The organism is Pseudomonas sp. HTZ2 (genome assembly GCF_033173945.1).
Lineage (GTDB): Bacteria > Pseudomonadota > Gammaproteobacteria > Pseudomonadales > Pseudomonadaceae > Aquipseudomonas > Aquipseudomonas guariconensis.
Window position 1 is genome coordinate 1,670,583 of the sequence record NZ_CP137332.1, and the last position, 25,439, is coordinate 1,696,021.

Consider the following 25,439-nt stretch of genomic DNA (forward strand, 5'->3'; position numbering starts at 1 on the left):
AATCCTTTGCCTGCATCAGTGTCGAGGCGAACACCTTGTCAATGGCCAGGATGCTGACGCGCCGCAACGACGCGGAGGGTTGGGTAAACATCATTGTCATTGTTCTTATAGGGTAGAGTGGTCAATCACCGGCTGGATCGTCTTATTTTTTCTGTTGGGCTGCAAGCTTCTTCAAGCGGTAAGTGGCAAGCGGCAAGCGGCAAGAAAAAAGCCAGAGCAGTCCGCGGACTGCTTTTGCTTGCCACTTGCAGCTTGCCATTGCCGCAGCCCTCAAGGCGCCGGGTTGGGCTGGTCCTGGTGGATGGCCTCGATGGCTGCAAGCAATTCATCGCTGAGGGTCAAGGCCTGGCTGTCCAGGTTGCTTTGCAGTTGCTCAACGCTGGTAGCGCCAATGATGTTGCTGGTCACGAACGGCTGACGGGTGACGAAGGCCAGGGCCATCTGGGCCGGGTCAAGACCATGCTGGCGGGCCAGCTGCACATAGCGGCTGCAGGCGGACACAGTCTGCGGATTGGAGTAGCGCGAGAACCGGCTGAACAACGTCAGGCGTGCCTGTGCCGGCCGTGCGCCGCCTTCGTACTTGCCCGAGAGCATGCCGAAAGCCAGAGGCGAATAAGCCAGCAGGCCGCACTGCTCACGGATCGCCACCTCCGCCAGGCCTACCTCGAAGCTGCGATTGAGCAGATTGTAGGGGTTCTGGATCGACACGGCTCGCGGCCAGCCGCGAGTCTCGGCCAGGTGCAAGAACTTCATGGTGCCCCATGGCGTTTCGTTGGACAGGCCGATATGGCGGATCTTGCCGGCGCGCACCTGTTCGTCGAGTACTTCGAGGGTTTCTTCCAGTGGCGTGAACAGGTCGTGAGGCAGATGCTGGTAGCCCAGTTTGCCGAAGAAGTTGGTGCTGCGCTCGGGCCAATGCAGCTGGTACAGGTCGATGCGATCGGTGTGCAGGCGCTGCAGGCTGTCCTCCAGCGCAGCGACGATATGCTGGCGGTTGTGCTTGAGCTGGCCGTCGCGGATATGGCTGATGCCGTTGCCGGGACCTGCGACTTTGCTCGCGAGGATCCAGTCGTCGCGATCGCCATGACGGCGGAACCAGTTGCCGATGATGCGCTCGGTGGCGGCGTAGGTTTCGGGCCGTGGCGGCACCGGGTACATCTCTGCCGTGTCGATGAAATTGACCCCGCTGGCCTTGGCCAGTGCGATCTGGGCAAAGGCCTGGGCTTCGTCGTTCTGTTCGCCCCAGGTCATGGTGCCCAGGCACAGGGCGCTGACATTGAGGTCGGTTCGGCCGAGTTGGCGATATTCCATGGGGTACCGTCTCCTGCAAATCGAACCATCAAATCAGGTTGAATTTTTTTCTGCAATCTGGATAATTCGGCACCTCTCCGTGTGGCGGAAGTGATGCACCACCATGCAGGAGGAACCCTTGTCGAACATTGGACGCGCCGACCCGAGCCCCCAATAGCGTCCGTGTGCGGCTGCGCGCTTGCCCTTGGCAAGCTGTGCACTATCCAGTAAGATTCGCCGTCTATTTTTCGCTGGGCGGCCTCTGAGGCTTTAGAGAATGAAAACTTTTACTGCTAAACCGGAAACAGTAAAGCGCGACTGGTACGTAGTTGACGCCGCTGGTCAGACCCTGGGTCGTCTGGCTACCGAAATCGCTCGTCGTCTGCGTGGCAAGCACAAGCCAGAATACACCCCTCACGTTGACACCGGCGACTACATCGTCGTCATCAACGCCGAGCAGGTACGTGTCACTGGTGCCAAAACTTCGGACAAGATGTACTACTCCCACTCCGGTTTCCCAGGTGGCATCAAGGAAATCAGCTTCGAGAAGCTGATCGACAAAGCCCCTGAGCGTGTCATCGAGACCGCGGTCAAAGGCATGCTGCCGAAGAACCCGCTGGGTCGCGACATGTACCGCAAGCTGAAAGTGTACGCGGGTGCTGCTCACCCACACACTGCTCAGCAGCCTCAAGAACTGAAGATCTAACGGGATAGTTCATTATGTCGGCGACTCAAAATTACGGCACTGGCCGTCGCAAGACCGCAACCGCTCGCGTTTTCCTGCGTCCGGGCACTGGTAACATCTCCATCAACAACCGTTCTCTGGACGTGTTCTTCGGTCGCGAAACTGCTCGCATGGTTGTTCGTCAGCCGCTGGAACTGACCGAGACCGTTGAGAAGTTCGACATCTACGTCACCGTTTCCGGTGGTGGTGTCAGCGGTCAAGCCGGTGCGATCCGTCACGGTATCACCCGCGCTCTGATGGACTACGACGAATCCCTGCGTGGCGCTCTGCGTCGTGCTGGTTACGTCACCCGCGACGCTCGTGAAGTCGAGCGTAAGAAAGTGGGTCTGCGTAAAGCGCGTAAGCGTCCTCAGTACTCCAAGCGTTAATACCGCTTCGGCAGTCGAAAAAAAGCCCGGTTCCGTTTATGGAGCCGGGCTTTTTTTATGTCTTGAACTAACCTGTCAGCATGTCAGTGACAACTTGCCGCATAGACGCAGATCAAGCAAAGCGAGGGTTGCAGCCCGCCTGGGGGGTAATCACCTTGTCAGTGTGTGGACTTGTTCCTTACCATTGCGGCCAACTTTAAGTGCCACAGACACAACTAAGTAGATGCCTGATCCAACAGGCCAAAGCAGCTGATGGGAGAGGACTGAATGAGCAATGACGGCGTCAACGCAGGCCGGCGCCGCTTCCTCGTAGCCGCCACATCCGTGGTAGGCGCAGCGGGGGCAGTGGGGGCTGCGGTACCGTTCGTGGGGTCATGGTTCCCCAGTGCCAAGGCGAAGGCCGCCGGCGCACCGGTGAAGGTCAATATCGCCAAGGTCGAACCAGGTCAGCAGATGGTGGCTGAGTGGCGGGGGCAACCTGTGTTCATCGTGCGACGGACTGAGGAGATCCTCGGGAATCTCAAGAAAATCACCGGGGAATTGTCCGACCCCGAATCCAAGGCTTCGGTGCAGCCGACCTATGTCGACCCGCAAAATCGCTCGATCAAGCCCGAAATCCTCGTCCTTGTTGGCTTGTGCACCCACTTGGGTTGTTCGCCGACCTTCCGTCCCGAGGTTGCGCCCGCCGACCTGGGGCCGAAATGGGTCGGGGGCTACTTCTGCCCTTGCCACGGTTCGCACTATGACCTGGCTGGTCGCGTCTACAAATCGCAGCCGGCACCTCTCAACCTGCCAGTGCCTCCGCACTCGTATGAGTCGGACGACATCATTGTCATCGGCATCGATCAGGAGAAGGCATGATGAGCAAGTTCATGGACTGGATTGATGCTCGCTTCCCCGCGACAAAGATGTGGGAAGACCACCTGAGCAAGTATTACGCGCCCAAGAACTTCAACTTCTTGTACTTCTTCGGCTCCCTGGCGCTGCTGGTGCTGGTCAACCAGATCGTTACCGGTGTGTGGTTGACCATGAGCTTCACGCCCTCGGCGGAAGAGGCATTTGCCTCGGTCGAGTACATCATGCGTGACGTCGAATATGGCTGGATCCTGCGCTACCTGCACTCGACCGGCGCCTCGGCGTTCTTCATCGTTGTGTACCTGCACATGTTCCGCGGCCTGCTCTACGGCTCCTACCAGAAGCCGCGCGAGCTGGTCTGGCTGTTCGGCATGCTGATCTACCTGGCGCTCATGGCCGAGGCATTCATGGGCTACCTGCTGCCATGGGGGCAGATGTCGTACTGGGGCGCCCAGGTGATCATCTCGCTGTTTGGTGCCATTCCGGTGATCGGGGGTGACCTGACCCAGTGGATCCGTGGCGACTACCTGATTTCGGGTATTACTCTGAACCGCTTCTTCGCTCTGCACGTGGTTGCCCTGCCGATCGTGATCCTGGGTCTGGTGGTGCTGCACATCCTCGCGCTGCACGAAGTGGGTTCGAACAACCCGGACGGCGTCGACATCAAGAAGAAAAAGGATGAAAACGGCATTCCGCTCGACGGTATCCCGTTCCACCCGTACTACACCGTCAAGGACATTGTCGGCGTGGTGGTGTTCCTGTTCGTGTTCTGTGCGGTGGTGTTCTTCTTCCCTGAAATGGGCGGTTACTTCCTGGAAAAACCGAACTTCGAGCAGGCCAACGCCTTCAAGACCCCTGAGCACATCGCGCCGGTCTGGTACTTCACGCCGTTCTACGCGATCTTGCGTGCTGTCCCTGACAAATTGTTCGGCGTGATCGCCATGGGGGCCGCCATTGCCGTGCTGTTCGTGTTGCCCTGGCTTGACCGCAGCCCAGTGCGCTCGATGCGCTACAAGGGCTGGCTGAGCAAAGTGTTCCTGCTGGTGTTCTGCATTGCCTTCGTGATTCTCGGTGTCTTGGGCGTACTGGCGCCTACGCCGGGTCGGACCTTGCTGTCGCAGGTCTGCACCGTGCTGTATTTCGCCTACTTCCTGTTGATGCCGTTCTACACAAGGCTCGAGAAGACCAAACCGGTTCCGGAAAGGGTGACTGGCTGATGAAAAAGCTAATTGCAGTACTGTTCCTGGCAATGATGCCCGCCTTGTCCTTCGCCGCCAGCGAGCACGGCCCGGTGCTGGACAAGGTCGATATCGATCTGACCGACAAAGCCGCCATGCAGGATGGCGCGCGTACCTTCGCCAACTATTGCATGGGCTGCCACAGCGCCAAGTTCCAGCGCTATGAGCGCGTGGCCGACGACTTGGGCATTCCGCACGAGCTGATGCTCGAGAAACTGGTATTCACCGGTGCCAAGATCGGCGATCACATGAAGATCGGCATGCAGCCAAGCGATGCCAAGACCTGGTTCGGTGCGGCACCGCCCGACCTGACCCTGGTCGCTCGTGTGCGTGGCACCGACTGGCTGTACACCTATCTGCGCAGCTTCTATGAGGACAAGTCGCGTCCTTATGGGGTCAACAACAAGGTGTTCCCGAACGTGGGTATGCCCAACGTCCTGGTTGGCCTGCAAGGTAACCAGGTGATCGGTTGCAAGCAGGTGCAGATGGTGGTCGACGGCAAGAAGCAGTTTGACCCGCTGACCGGCAGCCCGTTGACCCATGAGGCCTGTGACCAGCTGACCATCGAGCCGAAATCCGGTACCCTGACGCCCGAGCAGTTCGACGAGAAGGTCAAGAACCTGGTGACCTTCCTGGCCTATTCGGCCAACCCGGTCAAACTGGAAAGCCAGCGCATCGGTACCTATGTGTTGCTGTACCTGGCTTTCTTCTTCGTATTCGCCTATTTGCTCAAGCGCGAGTACTGGAAGGACGTGCACTGATCACGCAGTAGTTTCTGGTAGTTGAACGCGCCCTGGGGCGCTCCATCGCTGATGCGGTGGAGCCCTCCAGGGCGCGTTTGCATTTAGAGTTTCACAAAGCATCCCCATGCGAGGAGGCGCTACATGGGCGCAACCAACCGGTTAGCCTGCTATTCCGACCCCGCTGATCATTATTCTCACCGGGTACGCCTTGTTCTCGCCGAGAAGGGCATCAGTGTGCAGATCGTCGATGTCGATCCTGCGCGTCTGCCGCCCAAGCTGGTCGAAGTAAACCCCTACGCCAGCGTGCCGACCCTGGTCGATCGCGATCTGGCCCTGTACGAATCGACCGTGATAATGGAGTACCTCGAGGAGCGTTATCCGCATCCGCCGCTCATGCCGGTTTATCCGGTGGCGCGCGGCAACAGTCGGCTGCTGATGCATCGTATCCAGCGTGACTGGTGCGCGTTGGCCGATACGATTCTCGATGCGCGCAGCACGGAGGCGGCGCGCGTTGATGCGCGTAAAGCGTTGCGCGAGAGCCTGACCGGCGTCTCTGCGTTGTTCGGAGAATTTCCTTGCTTCATGAGTGAGGAGCAAAGCCTGGTCGATTGTTGTCTATTGCCCATATTGTGGCGGTTGCCGGTATTGGGTATCGAATTGCCGCGGCAGGCCAAGCCGCTATTGGATTACATGGAGCGGCAGTTTGCCCGCGAGCCTTTTCAGGCGAGCCTGTCCGCTGCAGAACGTGAAATGCGCAAGCTTTAAGGAGCCGTTGATGAACTCCAGTCGCCCCTATCTGGTTCGAGCGCTGTACGAGTGGATCGTCGACAACGATTGCACCCCCCACATGCTGGTCAATGCTGAGTTTCCAGCGGTCCAGGTTCCCCAGGGATTCGCCAGCGATGGTCAGATCGTCCTGAACATCTCCCCTAATGCCGTGCGTAACCTGCACATGGACAACGATGCGGTCAGTTTCGAAGGTCGCTTCAGCGGCGTGGCGCATTCGTTGTTCGTGCCTGTGGGTGCGATCTTGGGTATCTATGCCCGGGAGAATGGCCAGGGCATGGTCTTCGAGCTGGAGCCGCCACTGGACAGCGATGAGCTGGACGACGAGGGTGTCGAGCCTGATGATGATGGGCCGCCGGAGGGCGGTGGTCAGCCGCCACGTCCCAGTGGCCGACCCAGTCTCAAGGTGGTCAAGTAATAAAAAAGGCGATCCGGATGGATCGCCTTTTTTGTTGGCTTCAGGGCTTGGCTTACAAGTCTTGAATGCTGCGGACCTGGTCCTTGTTGACGCGGGTGCGCTTGCCATCCAGTTGCTCGAACTCGTAGAAGCCGGCATCGCTGTCGAACTTCGGTGCGTCGACGGTCTGGATTTCACGGCCATCGTTGAGGGTGATCTGGCTTGGGGTCGAGCAGCCGGCCAGGGCGGCGAAGGCGCCGATTGCGAGGACGGACAGCAGGGACTTCTTCATGGGTACTTCCTGAGGATAACGAGGGGTGGAACGAAACTTGGGGCAGCGTGCCGCTCCGCAGGGGGATCACTGCAGGAGCGGGCTGGTATCGCGGTCAGGCGTTACGCTGCCAGGTGGGTCAGTCGATGTACTCGAACAACTTGACGATCTTCTGCACACCCGACACGCCCTGTACCACGTTGGTGGCGGCGTTGGCTTCCCCTTGGGTCACCAGGCCCAGCAGATAGACGATGCCGTTCTCCGTGATCACCTTGATGCGGGTGCTGGGCACATTGGCATCGCCCAGCATCTGGGCCTTGATCTTGGTGGTCAGCCAGGCGTCGTTGTTGCGGGCGAGGATCGAGGATGGCTGCATGACCTGCAGCTCGTTGTGGACCTTCTTGACGCGTTGGACCTGGCTGGCGGTTTGTTCGGCCAGGCTCTTGAGGTCTGCACGTGGGGTCTGGCCGGCCAACAGGACGATGCCGTTGTAGCTGCTGACGACAATGTGAGAGCCCTTGTCGAGGTCGGCATTGGCTTTGGCGATGTTGACCGAAACCTTGGTCTCGATCAGCGAGTCATCGATCTTGCTTCCGATGGTGCGGGTGCCGCGATCGTCCTCGATGGGCGAGTTGCGGGTGGAGGTCAGTACCGAGCTGCAACCCGAGATGCTCAGGCACAGGGTCAGGGCCATCAGGCCGAGGCGCTTGGGGTTCATTCTTCACTCCCGAACAGTTGGCTGTCGATCAGGTCGCACAGGCAATGGATCGCCAGCAGGTGGACTTCCTGGATTCGCGCGGTGATGTTCGACGGCACGCGAATCTCCACGTCTTCAGGCAGCAACAGCGAGGCCATGCCTCCACCGTCGCGCCCGGTCAGTGCCACGACGATCATTTCACGGTCGTGCGCAGCCTGGATCGCTTGTATCACGTTGGCGGAATTGCCGCTGGTAGAGATCGCCAGCAATACATCCCCGGGCTGCCCCAGAGCACGGATCTGCTTGGAGAAGACCTCGTTGTAGCTGTAATCGTTGGCGATCGACGTGAGGGTCGAGCTGTCGGTGGTCAGGGCGATGGCTGGCAGGCTCGGGCGTTCACGCTCGAATCGATTGAGCAGCTCCGAGGAGAAATGCTGGGCATCGCCTGCCGAGCCGCCGTTGCCGCACGCGAGCATCTTGCCCTCGTTGAGCAGGGCATTGACCATGACCAGGCTGGCCTGCTCGATGTGAGGTGCCAGGATGTCCATCGCCTGTTGCTTGGTATCGATGCTGGCCTGGAACAGCCGGCGAATTCGGGATTGCATGTCCATCTGGTGTGACCTTAAGAGGGGCGGTGGCCAGCGCGACGCGCGACAGGAACCAGCCCGCGAAACATAGAGCTAAAAAATCGGAATGGGTTCAGCATTCGAAGGCGTTTTTCAGCCATTGCAGCGGTTGGCCCGCGTGGTGGCTGCCCTGCAGGGCGACAACGTCGAAGCGGCAGGGCTGATCGGCCCAGCGAGGCTCCTTCTGCAGGAACAGGTTGGCGGCTAGCGCCAGTCGCTTCTGCTTGCGTGTGTCGATGCTCCCGACGGCTCCGCCGAAGGCCGCATGCAACCGGTAGCGGACTTCGACGAATACTACTGTATCGGCGTCGAGCATGACCAGATCGAGCTCACCGCCCTTGCATCGCCAGTTGCGCGCCAGCAGCTGCAAACCGTGCCCTCGAAGAAATGCGAGGGCGTGGTTTTCCGCAGCCAGGCCTGCGCTGGCAGGCGATGCGTCGGGCATCAGCGAGGGGTATCCGGCAGGCGCTTGACTTGGCCGCCAGAGAACTCGGCCCAGGGCAGTTGGCGTTCGACGCGCTGGCTGGGGTTCATGGTCAGGCTGCCGGAGAGGCCCTCGACTCGGTTGTCAGGCAGGGCCTTGAGCTGGTTCAGGCGCGGCGCCAGGCTGTAGGCGTCGACACCCATGGCGTACAGGCGCCCGAGGCTGCCGGCGGCCTGAGGCCACTGCTGGACCACTTGCTGACGCAAGCTGTTGGTGGAGTCGAGCAGCCATGGGGTTTCGCAGAAGCGAATGCCGTTCATGTCGTTGTACTGGTTCACGTCACCGCTGGCGCTGTACAGGTTCGAGGTGGCGTAGACCGGAACGTCACCGGCGTACTGGAAGTTCAGGGTCGGCTTGATCTGCTGCGCCTGTTGTGGAGTAGAGGCGAGGAAGATGAAGTCGATATCCTGGCGACGCGAAGGTTGTGCGGCGATGGTGCCGCCGACAGTGCTTTGCAAGCTCTTGGCGCGGCCTTCGCTCTGACGCAGTTGGAAGAGCTCGGCGATCTGCTGGGCGAGGGCGACCGGCTGGGCGATGCGTTCGGCGGCCAGCAGGGTGCCGCCATGGCTCTCCCAGTCCTGACGGAAGGCGGCCAGCACGCGGTCACCCCATTCACCGCTTGGCACCAGTGCCACGGCGCGAACCATGCCGTCGGCCCGGGCGCGGCGGGAGACTTCGCGGGCTTCGTCCTCGGCGGCAAGACCGAACTGGAACAGTTGTGGCGGTGCTTTCTGGCCGGCATCGGCGTAGTTCAGCGCCAGGGTGGTGATCGGCAGTTGCGGGTAAGCCGCGAGCTTTTTCACCAAGGGTTTTTCCAGCGGGCCGACGACCAGCTGTACACCGGCGGCCTGGGCCTGGCGGTAGAACTCGTCGAGCGAGGTCATGCGCGAGCTGTCGAAGACCTGTACGGCCGGCGCAGGTTGACCGGACTGCTGAGCCTGGAAGTGAGCGGCCATGAAGCCGTCACGCAGGGCGCGGGCAACGCCGGCCAGTGGGCCTTCCTGAGGCAGCAACAGGGCGATCTTGGTCAGCGGCTGGCTGGCCAGTTCCTTCAGTTTGACCAGGGCCTGCGGCAGTTGCTTGGCGGCTGGGTGATCCGGGTGCTGATCGCGCCAGGTATCAATGGCTGCCTGTTGTTGCTCCAGGGTGCCAGCACGCTTGACGGCCAGCGCCAGGCTCGTCCAGCCGGCGAGGGTTTCGTTGCTGGCAGGCTGTTGCAATTGCTCGGCCGGCAGCGAGGCGACGAGGGCCCAGATGGCGTCGTCGTTCGCGGCAGCGGCCTTGCCGCTGAGCAGCGGGGCAAGCAGGACACGCTGCTGGGCGGCGGCCAGGGTCTGGCCGTCGGCCTCCAGGGCGGCGGCGTGGACGCTGTAGGTACGTGCCTGCTGGTCCTTTGGCAGTTCGTCCAGGCGTTGCAGGCTCGGATGGGAGAGGGCGCTCAGGGCCGCCTTGGGCTGGTTTCGGCTCATGGCGAGCTCGGCGGCCAAGGTGCTGGCGAACACTTGTTGGGCAGGCTTGAGCGAGTCCATCGGGACCTGCTCGAGAATGCGTGCGGCGCGTGGGTAGTCCTTCTGCTTGTAGGCCAGGTCGGCGGCGCTAAGGCGCAGGAGCGCGGCATCTTCCGCGGACTTGCTGGTGGCTGCCTTGTCGAGCAGTTGCTCGATGCTGGCATCCGGGGTGCGCGGCAGTTCACCCAGGCTGGATGAGGGCGAGCTGGCGCAAGCTGCCAGCAGGGCAGCGAAGCAGAGGGCTGTGAACAGCCGCAGGCAAGCGATCATGTAAAAGTCCTGTTACTCGATCAAGGTGGCCGGCAATTGTACCCAAGCGTCGGCCGGGGCGCGATGTTGCTGACGTGGAATCCTTCACTATAGGTCGTCTGCAGGAGCAGGTCCGTGAAGTTCTTTGCGCGCTGTTGCGGGTGCTCGGGCTACAATGGCGCCTTTGATCCACAAGACAGGTGTGCGCAGTGACTGATGTTGCAGGGGCTTCGAAATCCATGATGGGCACGCTTTATGTCGTCGCCACGCCGATCGGCAATCTGGACGACATGAGTGCCCGGGCCCTCAAGGTCCTGGCGAATGTGGCGCTGATCGCTGCTGAAGATACCCGTCACTCGGTGCGCCTGCTTCAGCATTTCGGTATTGACACTCCACTGGCAGCTTGCCACGAACACAACGAGCGAGATGAAGGCGGGCGGTTCATCACTCGGCTTCTGGCGGGAGACGACGTGGCCTTGGTATCGGATGCCGGCACGCCGCTGATCTCCGATCCAGGCTACTACTTGGTGCGCCAGGCGCGTGCGGCAGGGGTGCAGGTGGTGCCAGTGCCCGGCGCCTGCGCATTGATCGCCGCGTTGTCGGCGGCGGGGCTGCCGTCGGACCGATTCATTTTCGAAGGCTTCCTGCCGGCCAAGGCGGCGGGCCGCCGGGCCCGGCTCGAGCTGGTCAAGGAGGAGCCGCGGACCCTGATTTTCTATGAAGCCCCGCACCGCATCCTCGAATGCCTGGAGGACATGGAAGCGGTGCTCGGTGCGGATCGCCCGGCAGTGCTGGGGCGTGAGCTGACCAAGACCTTCGAGACCCTCAAGGGGTTGCCGCTGGGTGAGTTGCGCGCCTTTGTCGAGGGCGACAGCAATCAGCAGCGCGGTGAGTGTGTGGTGTTGGTCGGTGGTTGGAGCGCACCTGAGGATGAGCAAGCCATCAGCGGCGAAGCGCAGCGGGTGCTCGACCTGTTGCTGGCGGAGTTGCCGCTCAAGCGCGCGGCTGCGCTGGCGGCGGAAATCACTGGCGTTCGCAAGAACTTGCTCTATCAATTTGCCCTGGAAAAACAGAAAGCCAAATAGTGGCAAATTGATATTCTTTGGTGCGTCACTTGTTCTTGAGCGCGCCTGCCGTTAACCTTGTCGGCGGAGAGTCGATCGGACAGTCGCTGCCTTCTTTTGTTCCGCAAAAGAGGGGGGAGGAAAGTCCGGGCTCCATAGGGCAGAGTGCCAGGTAACGCCTGGGGGGCGCGAGCCTACGGAAAGTGCCACAGAAAACAACCGCCTAAGCACTTCGGTGCCGGTAAGGGTGAAAAGGTGCGGTAAGAGCGCACCGCACGACTGGTAACAGTTCGTGGCTAGGTAAACCCCACTCGGAGCAAGACCAAATAGGGTTCCTTACGGCGTGGCCCGCGTCGGAACCGGGTAGGTTGCTAAAGGCGTCCAGTGATGGCCGTCGTAGAGGAATGACTGTCCTCGACAGAACCCGGCTTACAGATCGACTCTCCACCTTCCTCCTTCCCTGCTTGAATCGATAGCAGATATGTCCTGGTAATACCGAAAAATTCTTACTCTTAATAAATCACTTTAACTTCACGCTGCATCTGTCCGCGTGTCTTTGATTTTTCTCGCCAAATTTCTTCGCTGGTAGTCGTTCCTCCTTCCTTTGTTGCGCTAAATCGCCGTCCTGTAAGGGATTTCCTTATGAACGTGCCTTGACGGTGTGGCGGACGGATTCCTATAGTGTGCGCAAGTGGCAGAAAGTGGGATGAAGTGGGTTTTCTGACCAAATAAAGCTAACCTCAGTGGGGAATCGCAGCCGTGTTCCGCGGAGCCAACGCCGTCAGCCTCGATGCAAAGGGCCGACTCGCCATGCCGAGTCGGTACCGTGACGAGCTCGATTCGCGTTGCAATGGTCAATTGATCGTGACCATTGACGCAGTAGACCCCTGCTTGTGTGTTTATCCCCTCGATGAGTGGGAACAGATCGAAGCCAAGTTGCGTGCCTTGCCGTCGTTGCGTGAGGAAAACCGCCGCCTGCAGCGTTTGCTGATCGGCAATGCGGTGGACCTGGAGCTCGATGGCAGCGGTCGTTTCCTGGTGCCGCCCCGTCTGCGCGAATACGCCAAGCTCGACAAGAAGGCGATGCTGGTGGGGCAGCTGAACAAATTCCAGCTGTGGGATGAAGATGCCTGGAACGCGGTTTCGGCAGCCGACCTTGCAGCTATTCAACAACCGGGCGCCATGCCCGATGATTTGCGTGACCTGATCCTGTGACGATAGATAGCGGCTTCAACCACATCACCGTGCTGCTCGACGAGGCTGTCGAGGCATTGGCCCTGCGCGCCGACGGTTGCTATCTGGATGGCACCTTCGGGCGGGGTGGGCACAGTCGCCTTATTCTCAGCAAGCTCGGGCCGCAAGGACGGTTGCTGGGTTTCGACAAAGATCCACAAGCGATTGCGACAGGGCAAGCGCTGGCGGCCGAAGACGGCCGCTTTGTCATTGTGCAGCGCAGCTTTGCCGAGATGGGCGATGAAGTCGCGCGACGTGGCCTCGATGGCAAGGTCAGCGGCATTCTGCTGGACCTGGGCGTCTCCTCGCCGCAATTGGATGACCCCGAGCGTGGCTTCAGTTTCCTCAACGACGGCCCGTTGGACATGCGCATGAATCCCGACCAGGGCATCAGCGCCGCCGAGTTCATCGCCACTGCCCCCGAAGACGAAATCGCCCGGGTCTTCAAAGAATACGGTGAGGAACGTTTCGCCAAGCGCATGGCGCGCGCCGTCGTGCAGCGCCGAGAGCAGCAGCCGTTCACTCGCACGGGTGACCTTGCCGAAGTGCTCAAGGTCGCCAACCCTGCCTGGGAAAAGGGCAAGAATCCCGCCACCCGCGCCTTCCAGGGGCTGCGTATTCACGTCAACAACGAACTGGGCGACCTCGAGACCGGCCTTGAAGCTGCTATCGAGGCGCTGGAGGTTGGTGGCCGACTGGCGGTGATCAGCTTCCATTCGCTCGAGGACCGCATCGTCAAGCTGTTCATGCGCAAGCTGGCCAAGGGCGAGGCAGACAACCTGCCGCGCAACCTGCCGGTGCAGCACAAGGTCTTCGAACCCCGGATCCGCCTGATCGGCAAGGCGCAGTTCGCCTCCGATGCAGAGCTTCAGGCCAACCCGCGCGCACGCAGTGCCGTGATGCGGGTGGCGGAGAAACTGCGGTGAGCCGGCTGTTTGCCAAACCTTTGCCAGGCGGAAGCTTCCTGATGCTTCTGCTGTTTATCGGTGTTCTGGTGTCGGCGATCGCCGTGTCTTACAGCGCCCACTGGAACCGCCAGTTGCTCAACACTCTCTATGGCGAGCTTAACGAGCGTGACAAAGCCCAGGCCGAGTGGGGTCGGTTGATTCTCGAGCAAAGCACTTGGACCGCCCACAGCCGTATCGAGAACCTGGCCAGCGAGCAACTGAAAATGCGTGTGCCGGCCGCTGACGAAGTGCGGATGGTGGCGCCATGATGAAGCTCGAAGGCGCACTCTACCCCTGGCGCTTCCGGGTTGTGATCGCTTTGCTGGCGCTGATGGTCGGCGCCATCGCCTGGCGTATCATCGACCTTCAGGTGATCGACCGTGACTTCCTCAAGGGCCAGGGCGATGCCCGCAGCCTGCGTCATATTCCTATTCCCGCGCACCGTGGCCTGATTACCGACCGCAACGGTGAGCCGTTGGCCGTCAGTACGCCGGTCACCACCCTGTGGGCCAACCCCAAGGAAATGCAGGTTGCCCGTGATCGCTGGCCACAACTGGCTGCCGCGCTTGGGCAGAACGCTCAGCAACTGACCGAGCGCCTGACCCAGCAAGCCAACAAAGAATTCATTTACCTGGTCCGCGGGCTGACGCCGGAGCAGGGCCAGCAGGTGCTCGACCTCAAGGTGCCGGGCGTCTACGGCATGGAAGAGTTCCGCCGCTTCTATCCGGCGGGCGATGTCACCGCGCACATGGTGGGCTTCACAGACTTGGACGACCATGGTCGCGAAGGGGTCGAGCTGGCCTATGACGAGTGGCTCGCCGGGGTGCCTGGCAAACGCCAGGTGATCAAGGATCGGCGTGGTCGGCTGATCAAGGACATCCAAGTCACCAAGAACGCCAAGGCCGGCAAGACCTTGGCGTTGTCCATCGACCTGCGCCTGCAGTACCTGGCCACCCGTGAGCTGCGCAATGCCATCGCCGAGCAGGAAGCCAAGGCCGGCAGCCTGGTGATCATGGACGTCAAGACCGGCGAGGTCCTGGCGATGGTCAACCAGCCGACCTACAACCCGAACAACCGCCGCAGCATGTTCCCGGCGGCCATGCGCAACCGGGCGATCATCGACGTGTTCGAGCCGGGCTCCACCGTCAAGCCGATCTCCATGAGTGCGGCCCTGCAGAGCGGCCGCTGGAAACCCACCGACAAGGTCGAAGTATATCCGGGCAGCCTGCAGATTGGCCGCTACACCATCAAGGACGTGTCCAAGAGCGAGGGGCCGATCCTCGACCTGACCGGCATCCTGATCAACTCCAGTAACGTCGGCATGAGCAAGATTGCTTTCGACATCGGTGGCGAGGCGATCTATCGGGTCATGTCCCAAGTCGGCCTGGGGCAGTACACCGGCCTGGGCTTCCCGGGCGAGCGTGTCGGCAATCTGCCCAACCACCGCGAATGGCGCAAGGCCGAGACCGCCACCCTGTCCTACGGCTATGGCGTTTCGGTGACGGCCTTGCAGTTGGTGCATGCCTACGCGGCGATTGCCAACGACGGCAAGATGGTGCCGCTGTCGATTCTCAAGGTCGACAAGGCGCCGGAAGCCGTGCAGGCGATTCCGGCCGACACCGCCGAAACCGTCCAGGCCATGTTGCAGCAGGTCATCGAAGCTCCGCGCGGTGTGTTCCGCGCCCAGGTGCCGTTCTATCACGTGGGAGGTAAGTCCGGTACCGCGCGTAAGGCCACTGTCGGTTCCAAGGGCTACACCGAAAACGCCTACCGTTCGCTGTTCGCAGGATTCGGTCCGATGAGCGATCCGCGCTACGCCATCGTGGTGGTCATCGATGAGCCGAGCAAAGGTGGCTATTTCGGCGGCCTGGTCTCGGCGCCTGTATTCAGCAAGGTGATGTCGGGCACCCTGCGCCTGATGAACGTTCCGCCAGACAACCTGCCGCCCCCCGCGACCCAGCAGGCCAGTGCAGTACCCGCCAATGGAGGGCGTGGTTGATGACAATGCCATTGAGCAAGCTTTTCGCCCATGCCAGCCGCGATCCACTGATCCGCGAGTTGACGCTCGACAGCCGCCAGGTGCGGCCGGGCGACCTGTTCCTGGCTGTTCCAGGGGCGAAGGTCGACGGCCGCGAGCACATCGCCGATGCCTTGGCCCGCGGCGCCGCCGCCGTGGCCTATGAAGAGCAGGGGGCGAGCGTTCTGCCGATCACCGAGGCGCCGCTGATTCCGGTGCGCGGCCTGATTGGCCAACTGTCGGAAATCGCCGGGCGGTTCTATGGCGAACCAAGCCGTCAGCTGGATCTGGTGGGTGTCACCGGCACCAACGGCAAGACCAGCGTTACCCAACTGGTGGCCCAGGCCCTTGATGCCCTGGGGCAGCGCTGCGGGCTGATCGGCACGCTGGGCACAGGTTTCTATGGCGAGCTACGCAGCGGCCGCCTGACCACACCTGACCCGATCGCTGTGCAGGCGACCTTGAACGACCTCAAGCATGGCGGCGCCAAGGCCGTGGCCATGGAAGTGTCGTCCCATGCCCTGGAGCAGGGCCGTGTCGCGGCACTGGCATTCGACATCGCGGTGATGACCAACCTGTCCCGTGATCACCTGGACTACCACGGCAGCATGGAGGCCTACGAGGCTGCCAAGGCCAAGCTGTTCGCCTGGCCGAACCTGCGTTGCCGCGTGGTCAACCTGGACGATGAGTTCGGTCGTCGCCTGGCCCAGAGCCACGGCGAGTCCCGTCTGATCAGCTACAGCCTGCTGGATCCGACCGCCACGTTGTTCTGCAAACAAGCCCGCTTCGATGACGACGGCGTGCGTGCTGTGCTGGTGACCCCGCAGGGCGAGCATGCGCTGCGCAGTCGTCTGCTGGGCCGCTTCAACCTGAGCAACATGCTCGCTGCGGTGGCCACCCTGCTCGCGCTGGACTACCCGTTGGACGAAATCCTGAAGGTCACCCCGCAGCTGCAGGGCCCTATCGGGCGCATGCAGCGCCTGGGGGGTGGCGAGAAGCCGCTGGTGGTGGTCGATTACGCCCATACGCCCGATGCGCTGGAAAAGGTCCTCGAAGCCCTGCGTCCGCACGCCCATGGTCGCCTGCTGTGCCTGTTTGGCTGCGGTGGCGATCGTGATCGCGGCAAGCGTCCGTTGATGGCGGAAGTGGCCGAGCGCCTGGCTGACCGCGTGCTGGTCACCGACGACAATCCGCGTACCGAAGACCCGCAGCGGATCTTCGATGATATTCGCCCTGGGTTCGCCAAGCCGGCCGACGTCGAATTCGTCGCCGGCCGAGGCAATGCCATCGCCCATCTGATCGCCACCGCTGCCGCCGACGATGTCATCGTCCTCGCTGGCAAGGGGCATGAGGATTATCAGGAGATCAATGGCGAACGCCATGACTTCTCCGATCTGGTCGAGGCCGAGAAGGCACTTGCAGCCTGGGAGGCTCCGCATGCTTAAGCCCATGACACTTAGCCAGCTGGTCGCGCCGCTCGCGGGACGCCATGTCGGTGCCGATGCGAGCTTCAGCGGCGTCAGCATCGACAGCCGCACCGTGGGGGCCGGACAGTTGTTCGTCGCTCTGGCCGGGCCGCGTTTCGATGGTCACGACTATTTGGCTGACGTCAAGGCCAAGGGCGCCGTGGCTGCGCTGGTGGAGCGCGAAGTGGAAGGCGTCGACTTGCCACAGCTGGTGGTTGCCGACAGCCGGCTCGCCCTGGGCCAGCTCGGTGCCCTGAACCGCGCTGCCTTCGACAAGCCGGTCGCGGCCATCACCGGTTCCAGCGGCAAGACCACGGTCAAGGAGCTGCTGGCCAGCATCCTGCGCACGCGCGGCTTGGTACTTGCCACTCGCGGCAATCTCAACAACGACCTCGGCGCACCGCTGACCTTGCTGGAGATTTCCCCGGAGCACAGCGCAGCGGTGATCGAGCTGGGCGCCTCGCGTATCGGCGAGATCCGCTATACCGTCGGTCTGACCCAGCCTCAGGTCGTCATCATCAACAACGCCGGGACCGCCCACGTTGGCGAATTCGGCGGTCCCGAGAAGATCGTCGAGGCCAAGGGCGAAATCCTCGAGGGCCTGGGCGAGGGCGGCACGGCTGTCCTTAATCTGGCCGACAAAGCCTTCGAGGTCTGGCGCAAGCGCGCCGGCCAGCACCGCATCCTCAGCTTTGCACTGGACAATCCTCAGGCTGATTTCCACGCCAGCGACATCGGGCGCGACGCCCGTGGCTGCCCGTCCTTCACCTTGAACGGGCCGCAAGGCTCGGTGAAGGTGCAACTGAACCTGCTGGGCACCCACAACGTCAGCAACGCGCTGGCCGCCGCCGCCGCTGCCCATGCCTTGGGCGTGAGCCTGGAAGGCATTGCAGCCGGGTTGGAGGCAGTCCAGCCAGTCAAAGGCCGCACCGTTGCCCAGATCGCTGCCAACGGCGTGCGTGTGATCGACGACAGCTACAACGCAAATCCCACCTCGATGTGCGCTGCCATTGATATACTCGCCGGCTTTTCCGGACGCACCGTTCTGGTGCTCGGGGATATCGGCGAACTGGGGCAATGGGCAGAAGAAGGCCACCGTCAGGTGGGTGACTACGCCCGCGGCAAGGTCGACGCCCTGTACGCGGTGGGTACCAACATGGCCCACGCGGTCGCGGCGTACGGCGCCAATGGCCGCCATTTCACCACCCAGGCTGAGCTGATCGATGCCGTTCGCGCCGAGACTGCCAGTGACACCACTATCTTGATCAAGGGTTCGCGCAGCGCTGCGATGGAAAACGTCGTGGCGGCCTTGTGCGGTCCCAGCGGGGAGAAACATTAATGCTGCTGCTGTTGGCCGAGTATCTGCAACAGTTCTACAAGGGCTTCGCGGTCTTCCAGTACCTGTCCCTGCGCGGGATCCTGGGTGTGTTGACCGCGCTGTCCCTGGCGCTGTGGCTCGGGCCGTGGATGATCCGCACCCTGCAGATCCGCCAGATCGGTCAGGCTGTCCGTAACGACGGCCCGCAATCGCACCTGTCCAAATCCGGCACCCCTACCATGGGCGGTGCCCTGATCCTGTCTGCCATCGGCATCAGCACACTGTTGTGGGCCGACCTGACCAACCGCTACGTCTGGGTCGTACTGATCGTGACCATGCTGTTCGGCGCCATCGGCTGGGTCGACGACTATCGCAAGGTGATCGAGAAGAACTCCCGTGGCTTGCCGAGCCGCTGGAAGTACTTCTGGCAATCAGTGTTCGGTCTGGGCGCGGCAGTGTTCCTTTACACCACCGCACCGACCAGCGTCGAGACCACCCTGATCGTGCCGATGCTCAAGGACCTCACCATTCCCCTGGGCGCGTTCTTCATCGTGCTGACCTATTTCGTCATCGTCGGCTCGAGCAACGCGGTCAACCTGACCGACGGCCTCGATGGCCTGGCGATCATGCCAACCGTGATGGTCGGCGGCGCCCTGGGCATCTTCTGCTACTTGTCCGGCAACGTTAAGTTCGCTGAATACCTGCTGATCCCGTACGTACCGGGGGCAGGTGAGCTGATCGTGTTCTGCGGCGCGCTGATCGGTGCCGGCCTGGGCTTCCTGTGGTTCAACACCTACCCGGCCCAGGTCTTCATGGGTGACGTCGGCGCGCTGGCGCTGGGCGCTGCGCTGGGCACCATCGCCGTCATCGTTCGCCAGGAAATCGTCCTGTTCATCATGGGCGGCGTGTTCGTCATGGAGACCCTGTCGGTGGTGATCCAGGTGGCCTCCTTCAAATTGACCGGCAAGCGGGTGTTCCGCATGGCGCCGATCCATCACCATTTTGAACTCAAGGGTTGGCCCGAGCCGCGGGTGATCGTCCGATTCTGGATCATCACCGTGATTCTGGTGCTGATCGGCCTTGCCACCCTGAAACTGAGGTAAGTGAGCGTGTCATTGATCGCTTCCGACCAATTCCGCATCGTTGTCGGCCTCGGCAAGAGCGGCATGTCCCTGGTTCGCTTCCTGGCGAGCCGGGGCATTGCCTTTGCGGTCGCCGATACCCGCGAGCAGCCGCCGGAACTGGAAACCCTGCGTCGTGAATATCCGCAGGTGGAAGTGCGCTGTGGCGAGCTGGACGTGGACTTCCTGTGCCGCGCCAACGAACTCTATGTCAGCCCTGGCCTGGCCCTGGCCACCCCGGCCCTGCAGCAGGCTGCGGCCCGCGGCGTGACGCTGTCCGGCGACATCGAGTTGTTCGCGCGTCATGCCAAGGCGCCCATCGTGGCGATCAGCGGCTCCAATGCCAAAAGCACCGTGACCACCCTGGTCGGCGAAATGGCCGCCAAGGCGGGCAAGCGTGTGGCGGTGGGCGGCAACCTGGGTACGCCGGCGCTGGATCTGCTGGATGACACGGTGGAACTGTATGTTCTGGAGCTTTCCAGCTTCCAGCTGGAGACCACCGACCAGCTCAACGCTGAAGTGGCCACTGTGCTGAACATCAGCGAAGACCACATGGACCGCTACAGCGGCCTGCCGGCCTATCACCTGGCCAAGCACCGGATCTTCCGTGGCGCTCGCCAGGTGGTGGTCAACCGCCAGGATGCCTTGAGCCGGCCGTTGCCGGTCGAGGGCCGCCCGTGCTGGACCTTTGGCTTGAACGTTCCAGACTTCAAGGCTTTCGGCCTGCGTGAGGTGGACGGCGAGAAGTACCTGGCCTTCGAATTCCAGACCCTCATGCCGGTGCGTGAACTGAAGATCCGCGGTGCCCACAATCAGAGCAACGCCCTGGCCGCCCTGGCCCTGGGTCATGCCGTGGGCCTGCCGTTCGCGCCGATGCTCGAAGCGCTGCGTGAGTTCACCGGGCTCGCCCACCGTTGCCAATGGGTGCGTGAGCGCAACGGTGTCAACTGGTACGACGACTCCAAGGCCACCAACGTCGGTGCTGCCCTGGCGGCGATCGAAGGTCTGGGAGCGGATATCGACGGCAAACTGGTGCTCATCGCCGGTGGCGACGGCAAGGGAGCGGACTTCTCGGCATTGCGTGAGCCGGTGGCGCGTTTCTGCCGCGCCGTGGTCCTGCTGGGGCGGGATGCCGAGCGCTTGGCCCAGTCGCTGGGCGAGGGCGTGCACCAGGTTCGGGTCAAGACCCTGGATGAAGCCGTGCAGCAATGCGCCGAGCTGGCCGAGCCAGGCGATGCCGTGCTCTTGTCGCCGGCCTGCGCCAGCCTCGACATGTTCAAGAACTTCGAAGAGCGCGGACGTCTGTTCGCCCGGGCAGCGGAGGGGCTGGCATGATCTTCGGCATCCTCAAGCCTTATCCATCGCCGCTGATCAGCGGCCGCGGCATCGACCTGGACTTCGCCTTCCTCGCCGGTTGTCTGGCGCTGCTGGGCCTGGGCCTGGTGATGATCACCTCGGCCTCCTCGGAAGTGGCCGCAGTGCAGTCGGGCAACCCGCTGTATCACATGTTCCGCCATCTGGTGTACGTGGCCCTGGGCCTGGTCGCCTGTGGCGCGACCATGATGGTGCCGATCGCCACCTGGCAGCGCATGGGCTTCATGATGCTGGTCGGTGCCTTTGGCTTGCTGTTCCTGGTATTGGTGCCAGGCATTGGCCGGGAAGTGAACGGTTCCATGCGCTGGATCGGCTTCAGCTTCTTCAACGTCCAACCCTCCGAGATTGCCAAGGTTTTCGTGGTCATCTACCTGGCCGGCTACCTGGTGCGCCGCCAGCAGGAAGTCCGTGAGAGCTGGATGGGCTTCTTCAAACCCTTCATCGTCCTGCTGCCCATGGCCGGCCTGCTGCTGATGGAACCGGACTTCGGCGCCACCGTCGTGATGATGGGCGCAGCCGCAGCCATGTTGTTCCTCGGCGGGGTGGGGTTGTTCCGCTTCAGCTTGATGGTGGTGCTGGCGGTGGTGGCGGTGTTCATTCTGGTCCAGGCCCAGCCCTACCGGATGGCGCGTCTGATCACCTTCACCGATCCCTGGGCCGACCAGTTCGGCTCCGGCTACCAGCTGACCCAGGCACTGATTGCCTTCGGGCGTGGCGAATGGCTGGGCGTGGGCCTGGGCAACAGCGTGCAGAAGCAGTTCTACCTGCCTGAAGCGCACACCGACTTCGTGTTCTCGGTCCTGGCCGAGGAACTGGGCGTGGTCGGCTCGCTGTGCACCGTGGCGCTGTTCGTCTTCGTCACCGTGCGGGCCCTGTACATTGGCCTGTGGGCGGAAAAGGCCAAGCAGTTCTTTGCCGCCTACATGGCGTTCGGCCTGGCGTTCCTGTGGATCGGCCAGTTCCTGATCAACATCGGCGTGAACGTCGGCCTGCTACCGACCAAAGGCCTGACCCTGCCGTTCCTCAGCTACGGCGGCAGTTCGCTGGTGATCTGCTGTGCCTGCGTGGGATTGCTGCTGCGCATCGAGTGGGAAAGCCGCACGCACCTGGGCAGCGAGGAGCACGAGTTCAAGGAAAGCGATTTTGCCGAGGAGACCTACCATGGCCGCTGACGGCAAAAACGTTCTGATCATGGCCGGTGGCACCGGGGGGCATGTCTTCCCGGCCCTGGCCTGCGCCCGTGAATTCCAGGCCCGTGGCTACAGCGTGCATTGGCTGGGTACCCGGCGCGGTATCGAGAACGAACTCGTGCCCCAGGCAGGTCTGCCCCTGCACCTGATCCAGGTCAGCGGCCTGCGCGGCAAAGGCAAGCTTTCGCTGCTCAAGGCGCCGTTCACGCTGGTCAAGGCGGTGCTCCAGGCGCGACGTATCATCCGTCAGCTCAAGCCGGTCTGCGTGCTGGGCTTTGGCGGCTACGTGACCGGCCCGGGCGGTGTTGCCGCGCGGCTGTGTGGTGTGCCGCTGGTCATCCATGAGCAGAACGCCCGCGCCGGTACCGCCAATCGGCTGCTGGTGCCGCTGTCGGCGCGAGTCTGCGAAGCTTTCCCGGACACGTTCCAGGCCAGCGGCAAGCGCCGCACTACCGGCAATCCGGTGCGCCCGGAGCTGTTCCTGGAGGCACCACGCGCCCCGTTGGCCGAGCGCCGCGCACGCCTGTTGGTGCTCGGTGGCAGCCTGGGTGCGGAACCATTGAACAAATTGCTGCCTAAGGCCCTGTCGGAAGTGCCTGCGAGCCTGCGCCCCGAGGTGTTCCATCAGGCCGGCAAGCAACACGCGCCGATCACCGCCGAGCGTTATCGCGAGGCGGGGGTCGAGGCTCAGGTAGAGCCCTTCATCAAGGACATGGCCCATGCCTATGGCTGGGCTGACATGGTGGTATGCCGGGCGGGTGCCCTGACCGTCAGCGAACTGGCTGCGGCAGGCCTGCCCTCGGTGCTGGTGCCTTTGCCCCACGCCATCGACGACCACCAGACCCACAACGCCCAATACCTGGCTCGTGAAGGCGCTGCCTTCCTGATGCCACAAGCGACAACTGGCGCAGCGCAGCTCGCTGAACGCCTGAACGAGGTGCTGATGCAACCCGAGAAACTCAACACCATGGCCAGCACCGCACGGCGCCTGGCCAAACCTGCCGCAACCAGCACCGTGGTCGATATCTGCCTGGAGGTGGCCCATGGTTGAGAGCCAGAAAGCCATGCCCCAGCCGAAAATGGGCCGCATCCGTCGCATCCACTTCGTCGGTGTCGGCGGCGTGGGCATGTGCGGCATCGCCGAAGTGCTGCTGAACCTGGGCTACCAGGTGTCCGGTTCGGACCTCAAAGCGTCCCCGGTCACCGAGCGCCTGGAGTCGTTCGGCGCCGAGATTTTCGTCGGCCACCGTGCCGAGAACGCCGCCAACGCTGATGTACTGGTGGTGTCCAGCGCCATCAATCCGGCCAACCCGGAAGTCGCCACCGCTCTCGAGCGGCGCATTCCTGTGGTGCCGCGCGCCGAAATGCTCGCCGAGCTGATGCGCTACCGTCATGGCATCGCCGTGGCCGGTACCCATGGCAAGACCACCACCACCAGCCTGCTGGCATCGGTGTTCGCCGCCGGCGGCCTGGATCCGACCTTCGTCATCGGTGGGCGCCTGACCGCAGCCGGCACCAACGCCCAGCTCGGCACCAGCCGCTACCTGATCGCCGAGGCCGATGAGAGCGACGCCAGCTTCCTGCACCTGCAACCGATGGTCGCGGTCGTCACCAACATCGATGCCGACCACATGGCCACCTACGAAGGCGACTTCAACAAACTGAAGAAAACCTTCGTCGAGTTCCTGCACAACCTGCCGTTCTACGGTCTGGCCGTGATGTGCCTGGACGATCCGGTGGTGCGCGAGATCCTGCCACAGGTCAAGCGTCCGACCGTCACCTACGGCTTCAGCGAAGAAGCTGACGTGCGCGCCATCAACGTTCGCCAGGAAGGCATGCAGACCCACTTCACCGTGTTGCGCCGCGACTGCGAGCCATTGGAGGTTTCGGTCAACATGCCGGGCAACCACAACGTGCTCAATGCCCTGGCCACCATTGCCATCGCCACCGACGAAGGCATCAGCGACGACGCCATCGTCCAGGGCCTGTCCGGCTTCCAGGGCGTGGGCCGTCGTTTCCAGGTGTACGGCGAGCTGCCGGTCGAAGGCGGCAGCGTGATGCTGGTCGACGACTACGGACACCACCCGACCGAAGTGGCCGCGGTAATCAAGGCCGTGCGTGGCGGTTGGCCGAGCCGGCGTCTGGTGATGGTCTATCAGCCGCACCGCTACAGCCGCACCCGCGACCTGTACGACGACTTTGTACAGGTACTGGCCGACGCCAACGTATTGCTGCTGATGGAGGTCTACCCGGCCGGCGAGGAGCCGATCCCGGGGGCCGACAGTCGCCAGCTGTGCCACAGCATCCGTCAGCGCGGCCAACTGGACCCGATCTACATCGAACGGGGTGTCGATCTTGCGCCGCTGGTCAAGCCATTGCTGCGCGCCGGCGACATCCTGCTGTGCCAAGGCGCCGGTGACATCGGCGGCCTGGCCCCGCAACTGATCAAGAGCCCGCTGTTCGCTGGCGCCGTCGCCAGCCAGGAGAAGTCGAAATGAGCAGCGCCTACGACAAATTGCACTCGACCCTGGACGTAAAAGCCTTCGGTCGCGTCGCTGTGCTGTACGGCGGCAAGAGCGCCGAGCGCGAGGTGTCGCTCAAGTCCGGCAAGGCGGTGCTCGAAGCGCTGACCAGCGCCGGTGTCGACGTGGTCGGCATCGATGTGGGCGATGACCTGCTGGCACGCCTGCAGAGCGAGAAGATCGACCGCGCCTTCATCATTCTCCACGGCCGTGGGGGAGAAGATGGCAGCATGCAGGGCCTGCTGGAGTGCCTGGACATTCCCTACACCGGCAGCGGCATCCTGGCGTCTGCGCTGGCGATGGACAAACTGCGCACCAAGCAGGTCTGGCAGAGCCTGGGCATTCCGACCCCGCGCCATGCCGTGCTGGGCAGCGAGCACGATTGTGTCGAGGCCGGTAAGGAACTGGGCTTCCCGTTGATCGTCAAACCGGCCCATGAAGGTTCCAGTATCGGCATGGCCAAGGTGAACAACGAGCAGGAGCTGGTCGCTGCCTGGCGCGATGCCGCCCGCTACGACTCCCAGGTGCTGGTCGAGCAGTGGATCCATGGTCCGGAGTTCACCGTGGCCGTGCTGCGCGGTCAGGTGCTGCCTCCGATTGCCTTGGGCACGCCGCACGTGTTCTACGACTACGACGCCAAGTACCTGGCTAACGATACCCAATACCGCATCCCGTGCGGCCTGGACAACGCCAAGGAACAGGAACTGATCGAACTGACCGCACGCGCCTGCGATGCCATTGGCATCGAAGGCTGGGGGCGTCTGGACGTGATGCAGGACGAGCAGGGCCGGTTCTGGCTGCTCGAAGTCAACACCGCACCCGGCATGACCGACCATAGCCTGGTGCCGATGGCGGCCCGCGCGGCCGGTCTGGACTTCCAGCAACTGGTGCTGGCGATCCTGGCCGAAAGCGTAGCGACGCGAGGTTAAG

The 25,439-nt window shown here is 62.5% G+C and carries 26 protein-coding genes and 1 other RNA gene; 21 read left to right on the forward strand and 6 right to left on the reverse strand.

Annotated elements, in window-relative coordinates; all coding sequences use genetic code 11:
* Positions 1-270: 270 nt before the first annotated feature.
* Entirely contained in the window at positions 271-1,311 is a 1,041-nt protein-coding gene (locus tag R6G97_RS07835) for an NADP(H)-dependent aldo-keto reductase (protein WP_043207467.1), read from the reverse strand.
* Positions 1,312-1,567: 256 nt separating this feature from the next.
* Between R6G97_RS07835 and rplM the strand changes: the two genes are divergently transcribed.
* From rplM to R6G97_RS07870, 7 genes are all read left to right on the forward strand, one after another.
* Positions 1,568-1,996, forward strand: coding sequence for a 50S ribosomal protein L13 (gene rplM / locus R6G97_RS07840; RefSeq protein ID WP_043207468.1), 429 nt, complete (start codon positions 1,568-1,570; stop codon positions 1,994-1,996).
* 14 nt (positions 1,997-2,010) lie between these two features.
* The gene (gene rpsI, locus R6G97_RS07845; RefSeq protein WP_043207470.1) at positions 2,011-2,403 is read left to right on the forward strand and encodes a 30S ribosomal protein S9; all 393 of its coding nucleotides are present in this window, start codon (positions 2,011-2,013) and stop codon (positions 2,401-2,403) included.
* Between the two features lie 267 nt (positions 2,404-2,670).
* Positions 2,671-3,264 (forward strand): ubiquinol-cytochrome c reductase iron-sulfur subunit, encoded by a 594-nt coding sequence (gene petA, locus R6G97_RS07850; protein WP_043207473.1) that lies wholly within the window; start codon positions 2,671-2,673, stop codon positions 3,262-3,264.
* Positions 3,264-4,475 (forward strand): cytochrome b, encoded by a 1,212-nt coding sequence (locus R6G97_RS07855; protein ID WP_043207474.1) that lies wholly within the window; start codon positions 3,264-3,266, stop codon positions 4,473-4,475. The genes petA and R6G97_RS07855 overlap by 1 nt, the downstream gene beginning before the upstream one ends.
* Positions 4,475-5,257: a cytochrome c1 gene (locus R6G97_RS07860; RefSeq protein ID WP_070576202.1), complete on the forward strand. Its 783-nt coding sequence runs from the start codon at positions 4,475-4,477 to the stop codon at positions 5,255-5,257. The genes R6G97_RS07855 and R6G97_RS07860 overlap by 1 nt, the downstream gene beginning before the upstream one ends.
* 123 nt (positions 5,258-5,380) lie before the next feature.
* Positions 5,381-6,004, forward strand: coding sequence for a glutathione S-transferase N-terminal domain-containing protein (locus R6G97_RS07865; protein ID WP_043207478.1), 624 nt, complete (start codon positions 5,381-5,383; stop codon positions 6,002-6,004).
* Positions 6,005-6,014: 10 nt separating this feature from the next.
* A complete protein-coding gene (locus R6G97_RS07870) occupies positions 6,015-6,443 on the forward strand; it encodes a ClpXP protease specificity-enhancing factor (RefSeq protein ID WP_043207479.1) in 429 nt (142 codons plus the stop codon).
* A 52-nt stretch (positions 6,444-6,495) separates the two neighbouring features.
* Here R6G97_RS07870 and R6G97_RS07875 read toward each other — a convergent pair whose 3' ends face one another.
* From R6G97_RS07875 to R6G97_RS07895, 5 genes are all read right to left on the reverse strand, one after another.
* Positions 6,496-6,714, reverse strand: a complete 219-nt coding sequence (locus tag R6G97_RS07875; protein ID WP_043207481.1) for a YgdI/YgdR family lipoprotein — start codon at positions 6,712-6,714, stop codon at positions 6,496-6,498.
* A 118-nt stretch (positions 6,715-6,832) separates the two neighbouring features.
* Entirely contained in the window at positions 6,833-7,411 is a 579-nt protein-coding gene (locus tag R6G97_RS07880) for a BON domain-containing protein (protein WP_043207483.1), read from the reverse strand.
* Positions 7,408-8,001, reverse strand: coding sequence for a phosphoheptose isomerase (locus R6G97_RS07885; RefSeq protein WP_102081628.1), 594 nt, complete (start codon positions 7,999-8,001; stop codon positions 7,408-7,410). Before R6G97_RS07885 ends, R6G97_RS07880 begins: the two co-directional genes overlap by 4 nt.
* Before the next feature lie 88 nt (positions 8,002-8,089).
* Complete coding sequence (locus tag R6G97_RS07890; protein WP_043207488.1) at positions 8,090-8,461, reverse strand: YraN family protein; 372 nt, start codon at positions 8,459-8,461, stop codon at positions 8,090-8,092.
* Positions 8,461-10,278 carry a penicillin-binding protein activator gene (locus R6G97_RS07895; protein WP_090344886.1) on the reverse strand — a complete coding sequence of 606 codons (1,818 nt, stop codon included), beginning with the start codon at positions 10,276-10,278 and terminating at the stop codon, positions 8,461-8,463. The genes R6G97_RS07890 and R6G97_RS07895 overlap by 1 nt, the downstream gene beginning before the upstream one ends.
* Before the next feature lie 221 nt (positions 10,279-10,499).
* On the opposite strand from R6G97_RS07895, the gene rsmI reads away from it, so the two are divergent.
* The 14 genes from rsmI (at position 10,500) to R6G97_RS07965 (ending at position 25,438) form a co-directional block, all read left to right on the forward strand.
* On the forward strand, positions 10,500-11,342 hold the full coding sequence (gene rsmI, locus R6G97_RS07900; protein ID WP_208599412.1) for a 16S rRNA (cytidine(1402)-2'-O)-methyltransferase: 843 nt from the start codon (positions 10,500-10,502) through the stop codon (positions 11,340-11,342).
* 67 nt (positions 11,343-11,409) lie between these two features.
* Positions 11,410-11,769: RNase P RNA component class A (gene rnpB, locus R6G97_RS07905), an RNA gene on the forward strand.
* A 311-nt stretch (positions 11,770-12,080) separates the two neighbouring features.
* Positions 12,081-12,536: a division/cell wall cluster transcriptional repressor MraZ gene (gene mraZ / locus R6G97_RS07910; RefSeq protein WP_011535546.1), complete on the forward strand. Its 456-nt coding sequence runs from the start codon at positions 12,081-12,083 to the stop codon at positions 12,534-12,536.
* Positions 12,533-13,480: a 16S rRNA (cytosine(1402)-N(4))-methyltransferase RsmH gene (gene rsmH / locus R6G97_RS07915; protein ID WP_090344890.1), complete on the forward strand. Its 948-nt coding sequence runs from the start codon at positions 12,533-12,535 to the stop codon at positions 13,478-13,480. The genes mraZ and rsmH overlap by 4 nt, the downstream gene beginning before the upstream one ends.
* On the forward strand, positions 13,477-13,770 hold the full coding sequence (gene ftsL / locus R6G97_RS07920; protein WP_043207496.1) for a cell division protein FtsL: 294 nt from the start codon (positions 13,477-13,479) through the stop codon (positions 13,768-13,770). The genes rsmH and ftsL overlap by 4 nt, the downstream gene beginning before the upstream one ends.
* The gene (locus tag R6G97_RS07925) at positions 13,770-15,500 is read left to right on the forward strand and encodes a peptidoglycan D,D-transpeptidase FtsI family protein (RefSeq protein ID WP_167358096.1); all 1,731 of its coding nucleotides are present in this window, start codon (positions 13,770-13,772) and stop codon (positions 15,498-15,500) included. The genes ftsL and R6G97_RS07925 overlap by 1 nt, the downstream gene beginning before the upstream one ends.
* Positions 15,500-16,963, forward strand: coding sequence for a UDP-N-acetylmuramoyl-L-alanyl-D-glutamate--2,6-diaminopimelate ligase (locus R6G97_RS07930; RefSeq protein ID WP_197852769.1), 1,464 nt, complete (start codon positions 15,500-15,502; stop codon positions 16,961-16,963). Before R6G97_RS07925 ends, R6G97_RS07930 begins: the two co-directional genes overlap by 1 nt.
* On the forward strand, positions 16,956-18,323 hold the full coding sequence (locus tag R6G97_RS07935; protein ID WP_043207503.1) for a UDP-N-acetylmuramoyl-tripeptide--D-alanyl-D-alanine ligase: 1,368 nt from the start codon (positions 16,956-16,958) through the stop codon (positions 18,321-18,323). Before R6G97_RS07930 ends, R6G97_RS07935 begins: the two co-directional genes overlap by 8 nt.
* Positions 18,323-19,405, forward strand: a complete 1,083-nt coding sequence (mraY, locus tag R6G97_RS07940) for a phospho-N-acetylmuramoyl-pentapeptide-transferase (RefSeq protein WP_043207506.1) — start codon at positions 18,323-18,325, stop codon at positions 19,403-19,405. The genes R6G97_RS07935 and mraY overlap by 1 nt, the downstream gene beginning before the upstream one ends.
* A gap of 6 nt (positions 19,406-19,411) precedes the next feature.
* On the forward strand, positions 19,412-20,758 hold the full coding sequence (murD, locus tag R6G97_RS07945; RefSeq protein ID WP_043207556.1) for a UDP-N-acetylmuramoyl-L-alanine--D-glutamate ligase: 1,347 nt from the start codon (positions 19,412-19,414) through the stop codon (positions 20,756-20,758).
* Positions 20,755-21,969, forward strand: coding sequence for a putative lipid II flippase FtsW (gene ftsW / locus R6G97_RS07950; protein WP_043207508.1), 1,215 nt, complete (start codon positions 20,755-20,757; stop codon positions 21,967-21,969). Before murD ends, ftsW begins: the two co-directional genes overlap by 4 nt.
* The gene (gene murG, locus R6G97_RS07955) at positions 21,959-23,038 is read left to right on the forward strand and encodes an undecaprenyldiphospho-muramoylpentapeptide beta-N-acetylglucosaminyltransferase (protein ID WP_317847974.1); all 1,080 of its coding nucleotides are present in this window, start codon (positions 21,959-21,961) and stop codon (positions 23,036-23,038) included. Before ftsW ends, murG begins: the two co-directional genes overlap by 11 nt.
* Positions 23,031-24,485 carry a UDP-N-acetylmuramate--L-alanine ligase gene (murC, locus tag R6G97_RS07960; RefSeq protein WP_102081629.1) on the forward strand — a complete coding sequence of 485 codons (1,455 nt, stop codon included), beginning with the start codon at positions 23,031-23,033 and terminating at the stop codon, positions 24,483-24,485. The genes murG and murC overlap by 8 nt, the downstream gene beginning before the upstream one ends.
* Positions 24,482-25,438, forward strand: a complete 957-nt coding sequence (locus R6G97_RS07965; protein WP_070576174.1) for a D-alanine--D-alanine ligase — start codon at positions 24,482-24,484, stop codon at positions 25,436-25,438. Before murC ends, R6G97_RS07965 begins: the two co-directional genes overlap by 4 nt.
* The last annotated feature ends 1 nt before the right edge of the window (position 25,439 follow it).